Source organism: Thiocapsa sp., assembly GCF_022340925.1.
Taxonomy (GTDB): domain Bacteria; phylum Pseudomonadota; class Gammaproteobacteria; order Chromatiales; family Chromatiaceae; genus Thiocapsa.
The window spans coordinates 1-9,777 of the sequence record NZ_JAJDNA010000094.1; the positions used below are offsets into that span (position 1 = coordinate 1).

At 67.7% G+C, this 9,777-nt stretch carries 10 protein-coding genes; 4 read left to right on the top strand and 6 right to left on the bottom strand.

Annotated elements, in window-relative coordinates; all coding sequences use genetic code 11:
- Positions 1-86 precede the first annotated feature (86 nt).
- The gene (tagH, locus tag LJE61_RS11385; protein WP_296918468.1) at positions 87-740 is read left to right on the top strand and encodes a type VI secretion system-associated FHA domain protein TagH; all 654 of its coding nucleotides are present in this window, start codon (positions 87-89) and stop codon (positions 738-740) included.
- A 25-nt stretch (positions 741-765) separates the two neighbouring features.
- Here the strand turns inward: tagH (LJE61_RS11385) and LJE61_RS11390 are convergent, their stop codons facing one another.
- On the bottom strand, positions 766-3,072 hold the full coding sequence (locus LJE61_RS11390; RefSeq protein ID WP_296918452.1) for an SLC26A/SulP transporter family protein: 2,307 nt from the start codon (positions 3,070-3,072) through the stop codon (positions 766-768).
- 98 nt (positions 3,073-3,170) lie between these two features.
- Between LJE61_RS11390 and tagH (LJE61_RS11395) the strand changes: the two genes are divergently transcribed.
- Positions 3,171-4,337 carry a type VI secretion system-associated FHA domain protein TagH gene (tagH, locus tag LJE61_RS11395; protein WP_296918470.1) on the top strand — a complete coding sequence of 389 codons (1,167 nt, stop codon included), beginning with the start codon at positions 3,171-3,173 and terminating at the stop codon, positions 4,335-4,337.
- Between the two features lie 102 nt (positions 4,338-4,439).
- Here tagH (LJE61_RS11395) and LJE61_RS11400 read toward each other — a convergent pair whose 3' ends face one another.
- The 5 genes from LJE61_RS11400 to LJE61_RS11420 form a co-directional block, all read right to left on the bottom strand.
- Positions 4,440-5,132: a nitrous oxide reductase accessory protein NosL gene (locus LJE61_RS11400; RefSeq protein ID WP_296918454.1), complete on the bottom strand. Its 693-nt coding sequence runs from the start codon at positions 5,130-5,132 to the stop codon at positions 4,440-4,442.
- A gap of 68 nt (positions 5,133-5,200) precedes the next feature.
- Positions 5,201-5,905 carry a sulfite exporter TauE/SafE family protein gene (locus LJE61_RS11405; RefSeq protein WP_296918456.1) on the bottom strand — a complete coding sequence of 235 codons (705 nt, stop codon included), beginning with the start codon at positions 5,903-5,905 and terminating at the stop codon, positions 5,201-5,203.
- Positions 5,902-6,411 carry a TlpA disulfide reductase family protein gene (locus tag LJE61_RS11410; protein WP_296918458.1) on the bottom strand — a complete coding sequence of 170 codons (510 nt, stop codon included), beginning with the start codon at positions 6,409-6,411 and terminating at the stop codon, positions 5,902-5,904. Before LJE61_RS11410 ends, LJE61_RS11405 begins: the two co-directional genes overlap by 4 nt.
- 522 nt (positions 6,412-6,933) lie before the next feature.
- The gene (locus LJE61_RS11415; RefSeq protein WP_296918460.1) at positions 6,934-7,173 is read right to left on the bottom strand and encodes an ATP-binding cassette domain-containing protein; all 240 of its coding nucleotides are present in this window, start codon (positions 7,171-7,173) and stop codon (positions 6,934-6,936) included.
- A gap of 118 nt (positions 7,174-7,291) precedes the next feature.
- Positions 7,292-7,678, bottom strand: a complete 387-nt coding sequence (locus LJE61_RS11420) for a hypothetical protein (protein ID WP_296918462.1) — start codon at positions 7,676-7,678, stop codon at positions 7,292-7,294.
- A gap of 386 nt (positions 7,679-8,064) precedes the next feature.
- Here LJE61_RS11420 and LJE61_RS11425 point away from each other — a divergent pair, with 386 nt between their 5' ends.
- Both LJE61_RS11425 and LJE61_RS11430 read left to right on the top strand, forming a co-directional pair.
- Positions 8,065-8,376: a trypco2 family protein gene (locus LJE61_RS11425; protein WP_296918464.1), complete on the top strand. Its 312-nt coding sequence runs from the start codon at positions 8,065-8,067 to the stop codon at positions 8,374-8,376.
- A 28-nt stretch (positions 8,377-8,404) separates the two neighbouring features.
- The coding region (locus LJE61_RS11430) for a trypsin-like peptidase domain-containing protein (protein WP_296918466.1) at positions 8,405-9,777 on the top strand (1,373 nt) is incomplete at its 3' end.

Below are 9,777 nucleotides of genomic sequence, written 5' to 3' on the forward strand. Positions count from 1 at the left end.
TGAGGCCGCCGCTGCGTCTGCGCGCATGCCGGATTTTCGACTAGACTCGGTCACAGCCGCGCGAGGAACGCGCATCATCGGTTGAGATCACACCGAGGGCCATGAGTGATCCGACGCCCCCGCCCCCCGATTCCGAGGCCGCGCCTGCCCAGGCGCTCCAGCAGGCGCTGCTGAAGGGGCTCGGTGTGCCGTGGCTCGAGCTGCCGCGCGGTGTGGATGAGCAGCTCATGGAGGACCTGGGCCGGTTGCTACGCTCGATGACCGCGTGCACCCTGGATCTGCTGCGTCTGCGGGCACAAGCGCAGAGCAGCGTTCATGCCGAGATCACCATCATTGGTCAACGTGCGGTGAACCCGCTGAAGTCGGCCTGGGACCTGGACGTCGCACTGCGCCACCTGTTGGCGCCGGAGCGCGCCGACCTCATCGGGGCGGTGCAGGCGGTCGCCGAGGCGTACGACGACCTGCGCGCCCACGACCGTGGCCTCGCGGCCGGCATTCAGGCGGCGTTGCAGGGCCTTTTGGAGCGATTCAGCCCGCAGTCCTTCCAGCAGCGGGTCGAGGCGAAGGGCGCTCTCGACCGCTTCCTGCCGGCCAGCCGCAAGGCGCGCGAGTGGGATCTCCTGCTCGAGCTCTACGAGGACATCGCGAAGGAGGCGAAGGAGGACTTCTGGTCCGTGTTCGAGCGCGAGCTCCGGCGCGCCTACGCGACCGGGTGGGACGCGGCGCCAAGCGAGCCCTGACGGCTGCGTATGAGGGGCGCAATGATCACCCGACCGGTTCAGCCTCCACCGACTCGGAGGTGTCCCGCAGGATGCCGGTGGTCATCCGCAGTAGTCCGGAGACGTGGCCAAGCAGGTTCAGGACGATCCGGCGGTATAGGTCCGGATCGCGGGCGCGGATGGACTCGAGGTTGCCGCGCGACAGGCTGTAGGTGACGACCTCGGTCTCGGCGATCGCGGTGACCGAGCGCGCGCCCCCTTCGATCATTGCGGATTCGCCGAAGATGACGCCCGGCGCCAGCGTCACGACACGTCTGTGTTCGCTCCGCCCCTCGGGGTCCTCTACGACGATGCTGACGGCACCTCGCGCGAGCAGATAGAGGCGGTCGCCTTGCTCCCCCTCGCGATAGAGCGCCGCGCGGGCCGGGAACAGCTGCCGGTCGAGGTAGGGCTTCATGAGCTCGAGCTCGACGGGCTTGAGACCCTTGAGCAACGCAAACTCGCCGATCGCGAGCTCACCGTGCCTGACCGTGACCTGCGCCTGCTCCAGCAGCTGCCGCTCGGCCCATTCCAGTGCCCGGTCCGCATCGTCGAACCAGTCCGGGTGGTGGCGCTCCGTGAACACACCCGCGCCCTGGATGGCGCGCCCCAGGCGACTGCTCGCTCTGATGTAGGCGAGCAGCAGGGCCACCCCCCGCTCCCGCAGCAGGCGCCTCAGCTTCTGTAGCATGAGCGCACCGGACGCGTCGATCATCGTGACGCGGCGCAGGTCCAGGATCAGGTACTGGGCCCCTTCGGCCGCCCGCATCGTCTCGGAGGCGAGGCGGTCGGCGGTGCCGAAGAAGATCGCCCCGTCGAGCTCGATCAGCTTGATCCGATGGCCCTCGGAGCGCAGCAGGCTCGCCTGCTCTGGAGGGTACACGCGGCGCGAACCGCGCGTGGCGCCTGTGCGTACCGACCGGATCAAGGAGCGGTTCATGACCGCCACGAACAGCACCAGCGACAGGATGAGGCCGGCGATCACACCGTCCACGGGCCTGGACAGGATCGTCACGGCGGCGACCACCACGACCAGGGCGATGTTGACGAGCAGCTCGCGGTCGTACTGGCCACGGCGCGCGCGGTCGATCGTGGCGCTCGCCCAACGATTGATCAGGCCGACCGCGATCACCAGCATCATGGCCGCCAGCGCGGCCAATGGAATCATGCTCAGCAGTGGGTTGCCATACGACAGCAGCAGCACCAGCGTCGTGGTGGTCGCGATGCTGGAGACCAGCTTGCGGCCGCCGCCCTGGTGCGCCACCTCCATCGCGTGGTGCGACGAGTACGCGACCGGCACCCCCCCGAAGAGCGCCGACATCAGGTTGCCGCAACCCAGCGCCAACAGCAGTCGGTTCGGACTCTGCGCGGTGCCGAGCGGCTCGTCCGCCTCGCCGATCGCCGTGAGCAGGCTGTCGAGGGAGCCCACGACTGCAATCATGAATGCCGTGAGTAGGAGGTTGTGGTCGCAAGCCAGACGCAGCGCGAGGTCGAGGCTGTCCGCCGAAGGAAGCGGCAGGAGCGCGTCCGGCATCGGGACATCACAAAGGAAGGGCACATGCTGGCCCACGTCGCCGTGAGCGTAGCGGGTAATGACGAAAGCGACACCGGTCCCCGCGGCGAGCCCGATCAGCTTCGACGGCCACGCCGGCCTCAGTTTGCGCGCCAACAGGAACCCAAAGATCGTCACCGCACCGACCAGGATCGAGGTGGGATTGATGTCGTGGTCGCCGCTGTGCCCCGCGTTGCCGTGGACAGCGGTGGCCTCACACCCGCTGTCGTGACCTGCCCCGTGGGTGCCCAGCACCTCGGGAAGCTCCGCGATGACGAGCGAAAGCGCGATCCCGGTCATGAGCCCCGCGACCACGGGGTAGGGGACGAAGCGTGCGATGTTGCCGAGTCGCAGCAGCCCGAACAGGATCTGGATGCCACCAGTCAGGGCGACACACATCGCCGCCAGGAAGACGATGGCCACCGTGCCTCGCGCGGGGGATTGCGCGAAGGCCGGGTCGCCGGAGATCCCGAGGATGAACGCGGCGAACAGGAGTACCGAGGAGGCACGCGGAACCTCGTTCGGAAGCAGCGGGCCGGGTAGCACCAGTGCCGACAGGTTGCCGAAGAGGGCGCAGGCGAGTGCGGTGCTCAGCCCCGCTTGGATGGCCGCGTCCTTGCCGATCGGCTCGAAGGCAATGAGCCCGAGCGGCAGCATGATCGCCACGAGCACGAATGCGGCCGAGATGCCGGCAACCGCTTCCCGCGCGAAGTGGGCCCAGCCGGATGACACCGCGACGGCCCTTGGCCCTTGCTCCATCATCGTGATGTCCTCGTCCTTTCGATGCGGCGGTTCTCCAAGCGCGCCGGGACGGCGCGACTCCTTGACGCGTACGCGTCGTGCCTGCATTGTCCTGATTGATGATCGTCATTGAGCTCATCAGTTACAAGGGTCGTCCGGTCGAGGGGGCCGAGCGCGCCCAATTCGACGCCGCGGGCGGCACGATCGGCCGCGCACGGGATTCCACGCTGCTGCTGCCCGATCCGAGACGGATCATCTCGCGCACGCACGCGACCATTGAGTTCCAGGACGGCCACTTCCTCCTGCGCGATCAGGGCACCGCCGTGCCCGTGGTCGTGAACGGCCGCCCCGTGGGTCGCGGCAACGCGCGGGCGATCGCGCACGGCGACGAGCTGCAGATCGGAGACTGCACGCTGCGCGTGACCGAGCCGATGGTGCTAGATCGCGACGCATCGGCGGACGAGCCGACCATACTCCTGGAAGGGGCCGGGGTGCGGCCGCTGTCGGAGGAGGGTGCGGCGGTCCCTCGGGGCGTCATCGCGACGGTGGCCGTTGCGGACCAGGGGCACGACGGGGGTGAGCCGGGCCCACCGGCCCACGCCTCCATTGCGCCTGGGCGGGGGGCCGAGCAGGCGGGTGCTGCCATGTCCCCCGCGGTTGGGTCTGTCGGGCACGAGGATGTGCTGCTGGCGGCCCTGCTGCGCGGTGCCGGCGTGCGCGACCTGCAGGTCCCCGGCGGCCTGACGCCGCGGCTGATGGAGGACATCGGCACGGTGATGCGCGAGACGATACGCGGGCTGCGCGACCTGCTGGCTGCGCGGGCGCAGGCGAAGCACGAGGTGCACGCCGACGCGACGGTCGAGCTGCCGCGCTACAACAACCCGCTCAAGTTCGCGCCAGGTCTCGACGCGGCGATTGCCCAGATGCTGGCGCCGCGCGAACAGCTGTTCATGCCGCCGCTCGAGAGCCTAGCCGACGCGCACGAGAGCCTGCGCTCCCATCACGAGGGATTCGTCGCGGGCATGCGTGCGGCGCTTGCCGGGGTGCTTGCGCGCTTCGACCCCGCCCAGCTCGAGCAGCAGCTGGCGGAAGGTGAGGGTCGTGTCTCGGTCCTGGCGATGACGCACAAGGCGCGGTTGTGGAGCCTCTACGAGACGCTCTACCGCGAAATGTCGCAGGAGGCCGAGAGCGACTTCCATGGCCTGTTCGGTGAGGATTTCCTCCAGGCATACGAGGCCCTAGCCCGGCCGCGCGCAACGCCGGCTCGTCCTGACGACACGACCTAGCCGGCGTCTCGCGTCCGGTTTGGTAGCGTGCGGTCGGCGAGACGCTTTGTCCCTGGACAGGTCCAGGCGCCTCGCGAGGCGTAAGGCGCTGGCCCCGGTGTCTCAGGTCGCCTTCCTCTCCATCAACTTACGAAGCTTTTCTGCGCGGTTCCTGCGGATCATCAGGGTGTCCTTGGCCATGCCCAGATAGGCCTGGGTCAGGGCCTCGTTGAAGCCACCCAGCTCGCCACCCTGCGCGATCTGTACCGCCTCGGCGGCCTTCTTGTCGGCGAAGGCCACCTTGCTCACGGTCGTCATGGTGCCCTTGAGCTTGCTGCCGACGAGATAGGTGGCGGAGTCCACCGGAACCAGGGGCTTGATGGCGCCCTCGGAGCCGAAGTCGGCCGCATAGACGGCCTTCGGGCCCCGGTCCAGGTTGAGGGACAGGCTGACCGCCAGGCAATGGATGGAGCAAGTGCCATCCACCAGATCGTCTTCATATTGGACGAGGTGGCGACTGTGCTGATACTCGGTACGGTCCATGCCGCAGTAGGGACACTTGGGGTATTTGGCGAGCTCGTCCGTGAGCGGATCCGGGTCGGGCGCCGTCCGGGGGATGAACTGCAGCGGGGTGCCGTCCCCAGGGCAGGCCTCGCCTTCCGCCGGGACCCAGCCTTTGCCCGGGACCAGGGCCCCGACGGGCCGGTCGCTCGACGCCAGGACGGGTCCGGCGAGGCCGGCGAGGCCGAGGGCGCCTGCCAGCTTGAACAGGTTGCGGCGCGCCCGATCGTGATGGGGGTCGTGGTGATCGCACATGGGTCTAGGCTCCTCGGTTGAGGTTCGTGATATGGATTGGAGGAAAGGTAGGTAACTTACGGTGTTTTCTACCAGTTGCTCAAGCCGCGCATGATGTCGAAAAAGACCCAGCCCTCGTACAGGGTCCAGAGGCCGAGGACGATGACTGCCAAGCCCGCAAGCTTGGCGGACAAACCGCGGACCTTGCGGCCGATGGCGGTGCCGGTCAGACTGACCAGTCCCATGGTGGGCAAGGTGCCCAGACCAAAGACCACCATCAACACTCCGGCACGCAGGGGGTCGGCGGTCGCAGCCGCCTTGATGGCGATGGAGACCGTCAGGCTGCAGGGGACCAGCCCGTTGAAGGCGCCGGCGACCGCGGCATGCCAGGGCCGGGAGCAAAGCGGCTTGGAATTGAGGCTCACCGCCTTTTGCATGGCCGGCGTCTCGAAGGAGCCGATCCGGCACCCGCTCGGGCCGGTTGGCGGCCAGACCAGACTCAGGCCGAGTCCAACGATGATCAGGCCTGCGACGATCATGAGCAGCCCCTGACCCTTGCCGATGATGCCTTGCTGGACGAGCACCCGGCCCGCGATGGCGCCGGCCGCACCCAGGACGCCATAGACCAGGATGCGGGTTCCGTGATAGCTCAGCACTGGAACGATCCCGCCACCGCAGCGCACGAAGAAGCCCCCGGCGAGACCGCTGCACATGCCGAGGCAGTGCAGGGCGCCCAGCGCGCCGGTGAGGAATGCCAGCGGCAGTGTCAGACCCACGTCGACAGGGCCGCTCACAGGAGCTCCTTCACCATCCGCTCGAAGACTTCCGGGGTGGACTCGCCCAGGATGCGCGCGGCCAGCCGGCCCTGACGGTCGAGCAAGACGGTGGTGGGAAGGCCGCTGACCCCATAGGAGCGGGCCACGGCACCGTCTAGATCGAGCAGTACCTCATAGGAGATCCCGAGTGCCTCGATGAAGGCCGCCGCCGTCTCCCGGTCCTGACGGACGTTGATCGCGAGCAGGCGCAGGCCCCGGTCCCGGTAGCGCTGGTAGACGGGCTCGATGGACCGCATCTCGCCTTCGCAGAAGGGGCACCAGTCGGCCCAGAAGCGTACTGCGACCACTTGTCCCTGCAGGTCCGCGGGGAAGGCAATGGGCGCGCCCTCGAGACGGCTTAGCGTGAAGGGGGGCGTCGGTTGGCCCTTGGCAAGCTGGGGGGACTCGCCCCCGCAGGCCCCGAGCAGTGCGAGCACGAGGAGCATCAGAAGCAGCCGGCCCCAGACGTGGGCATCGGCGGACACCCGTCTCGCCCCTCCCTTTGGACCCTCAGGGCTTGATCCCCCGTTGGAGCCTGGCGCCCAGGCAATCCGGGAAGGGCGCAACGAGCTCACCGCCACACCCCATTCAAGGCTGTCGGGGCCGCGATGCTGCAGGGGAGGAGATCGGACTTGCGCATGGGGTGGTGTCTACCCGTCTCATCTCCTTTTTCGGATTCCCGTGCCTTCTTTGGCAGGAGCGGCGCGCTCGCCGAGACAGCGGGTGCATCAAGTGCCGTCGCGGGTTGCGCCGAGGATGGCGCTCTATGAGGAATCCGAGATCCGACGTGTGAGGCGTACGACAACATCAACCGCGCGCGCAAGGCGGGAGAGCCACGGGGCTCACATTCTCAGGGCAGTCCGGTTCGCGGGGCATTGATCGACGTCAGACGAAGACCGGTTGAGCCCCTGGACGCGGTCGGCACGCTCGGCCGGGCCGGCGCCGAGGAGCACCAGCGGCAGCCCCACACTCCGGGCGAGGGTCAGGCGAGGCAGGATGCGGAAGACCTAGAAGACGAAGCCGACCTTGGTCCGGCGCAGCCGGGTCCGTGAGTCCTCGTCGACCCTGGTGCTGTCGGTGCCATCGATGTGGATCCGTCCCGCATCGGGGAGTTCGAGGTCCGTGATCAGGTTCAGCGGCGTGGACTTACCGGCGCCCGACTCTCCCACCAAGGCCATGCACTCCCCGGCGCAGCGCTCAAGGGAGAGATGCTTCAGGATCGCCCGCGCACCGAAGCGCTGGGTCAAGCTGCTGATGCCGAGAAGGGCCGTATGCGGTGAGACCGCCGGCAGGGATGCGGACGACGCCCGGGGGGGTGACGCGCACCCTCCCGTCTCTGCCGGCCGCGCGGGCTCACGGAGAGGATCAGGAACCGCCGATCAGCCGTAGCGCAATGGCGTCTCCGTCCTCGATCCTGGGCTCGCCACGAGGTTGGAAGCTCCCTGGTGTCGGACGCCTCAATTGGACGACTCCCGGTTTGCGGTTCACACACACCTGCCAGCTGGCGTTCTCGCCCGATACGCCGTCCACGCTCAGAATATGACCCCCTTCATTGCCTGCGCGATCGGACGCTAGCGTGACCTTGAATTCATACTCAAGGCCCGGTTCCATCCTCGCCGCGGCGTCTAGAACGTCGAAGACATCCAGCTCGTCGGGACGTCCACCGACTGGTTCGGCGAGCGGTCCGACGTCAACCTTGCCGAATGTCTTCTGCGCACCGTTCCCATAGTCGATAGTCAAGCTCAATGACATGCTCGCTCTCCTAGTGGAAGCGCTGAAAAATGCCATCCGGACATTCTTCGGCTCGCGGTCCGAGAGATGCGACCCTCGGAGCGTTTTCTCTGCCAGTCGCTCAGGCGCATGACAGATGACGGTACGTCCCTGTTCCGCGGGAAGCCTTGGATACCGCAGCATTTCCCTAAGGATAGGAGATTCAATTGCACTACGCTTGGAGCGGATCGAACCGTAGCATCGCCGGGCCGTTGGAGCAGGGGTGGCTCGGGTACGAGGCCGCTGCCAGATACAGTGGGACGCCGGAGGTCGCAGGGGGCGGGATCCGTGGGCAACATGGACACACCAATCTCGTTCGTCTACCGTTCGCCCGGTCGAGATTTCGAATATCGGGGAATATTTTTGCTATGAGCCAGGTGAAGAAGATCGCGCTTGCCGAGATGCTCTCGGACCTGCGAGCCGAGCTGCTCAAGGCCCGCGCCGATGCATCCGAATCCGAGCTGCGCTTCGAGATCGCTGACGTGGAGCTGGAGGTCCAGGTTTCTCTCACCAAAGGTGCCGAAGGCGGCGGGGGCGTGAAGCTCTGGGTCTACAATGCCGAGGCCCAGGTCAGCGCCAACGAGGCCAAGACGCACAAGCTCAAGCTCCGCCTCAAGCCGCTCAATGCCGCCGACCGCTCGCCCTTCGACGTGAGCGACGAGGACACGCTGGAGGGCTGACTTGCCCGTCACGGACGGATAACGCGCCATGGACATGGAAAAGGATCAGATCGCGGCGATTTTTGCGCCGACCAAGGCCCAGTCGAGGGGGCCAGGGCGACCCGGAGCAGGCAGCATTGGCAGCGGCTATCCCGTGAGCGACGAGCTGGTGCTGACCTCCCGCCACGTGGTCGATCCCGTGGGCCGCAATCCCCGATCCCCGATCCGCGTGTGCTGGTACCACGCGAGCGCGAAGGGCTGCGCGGCGAAGGGCCGCTGGATATCCATCAAGGCGGCCGACGTCGTCTGGCGCGGAGACGGCGATCTCGACGCGGCCCTGATCCGCTGTCCAAGGCCCGAGTCCTTGAGGCAATTGCCTCTACCCAGGTTGCTCGACCGCAAGCCGCGCAAAGGCGAGGAATGGGAGGGCGCCGGCTTCGCCCGGGCGGACCGCCGCGAGGGAGTTCGCGAGCCGGGCGAGTTCGGGGGCAAGGTCCGCACCATGGCCGCCGCCTCCCCCTACTTCGAGGTCATCGAGGACGCCAAGCCCTTCTCCGAGGAGCTTTGGAAAGGGGCTTCCGGCATGCCGGTCTTCGTGGACGACGGCATCCTCGGCGTCGTCAAGCAGGTCCCGCCCAACTACGAGGGCAAGAAGCTCGATGCCGTGCCCAGTTGGCGCCTGCTGGAGGACCCGCAGTTTCGCCTCCTGCTGGGTCTGGGCGAGGACGACAAACGCCTGGAGCGGGCGACGGCGATCCTCACGGACCTGCTCAACCGGAGCGAAAGGGTCAGAAGCGACCTGGCCGCGGGACTCGGCAGGCTCGGCAAGTCCGTTGCATCCGATACCCCGGGCCTCGTGCGTACCCTGCTCCACGAGACGCCGCCACTGGATAAGCTCTTCAGCCTCGCCGTCGAGGTCCAGGATCGGCGCCGGGCGGCCAAGGACCGCGCGGGGGCGAGGGTGGCGGCGGACCTCATCCTCACCATCCTGCCCGCCATCTACCAGGCAGCGGACGTGGCCCGGCTGCGTCGCGAGAAGTGCGACGGCTCGCTCTGTATTCTGGAGGTTCCGGCCAGGCTCTCGACGCTTGCCGAGATCCTCATGGCCGCGGCGGATGCCCGTCCCGCTGCCTACTGGCCCCCCGCCACCGAGCTGGACCTCCCGGAGGGTGTGGCTCACCTTCCGGAGCCTCCCGAGCGCGGCCGGGACCCCGACAACAAGCAGATCGCCCGCGATTTTCGTCAGGCCCTCATCGAGACCTTCGCCGAAGACGCCGGCCGATTCGCCGCCACCTTTCGCGAGTATCTCAAGCTGCGCTTCGTTCAGGGCAGCCTCCGTTCCCCGGCGGCGGGGCTCGCGGAAGGGGAGCTGACGGCGATCGCCGCGACCCGCCTTCGGCAGGCGGCCGAGGATCCCAAGCG

What these genes read in the sequence shown, in the direction of transcription:
- LJE61_RS11390 (WP_296918452.1), bottom strand. Translation starts at nt 3,072, where the DNA reads ATGATGGAGCAAGGGCCAAGGGCCGTCGCGGTGTCATCCGGCTGGGCC.
- tagH (WP_296918470.1), top strand. Translation starts at nt 3,171, where the DNA reads ATGATCGTCATTGAGCTCATCAGTTACAAGGGTCGTCCGGTCGAGGGG.
- LJE61_RS11400 (WP_296918454.1), bottom strand. Translation starts at nt 5,132, where the DNA reads ATGTGCGATCACCACGACCCCCATCACGATCGGGCGCGCCGCAACCTG.
- LJE61_RS11420 (WP_296918462.1), bottom strand. Translation starts at nt 7,678, where the DNA reads ATGTCATTGAGCTTGACTATCGACTATGGGAACGGTGCGCAGAAGACA.
- LJE61_RS11425 (WP_296918464.1), top strand. Translation starts at nt 8,065, where the DNA reads ATGAGCCAGGTGAAGAAGATCGCGCTTGCCGAGATGCTCTCGGACCTG.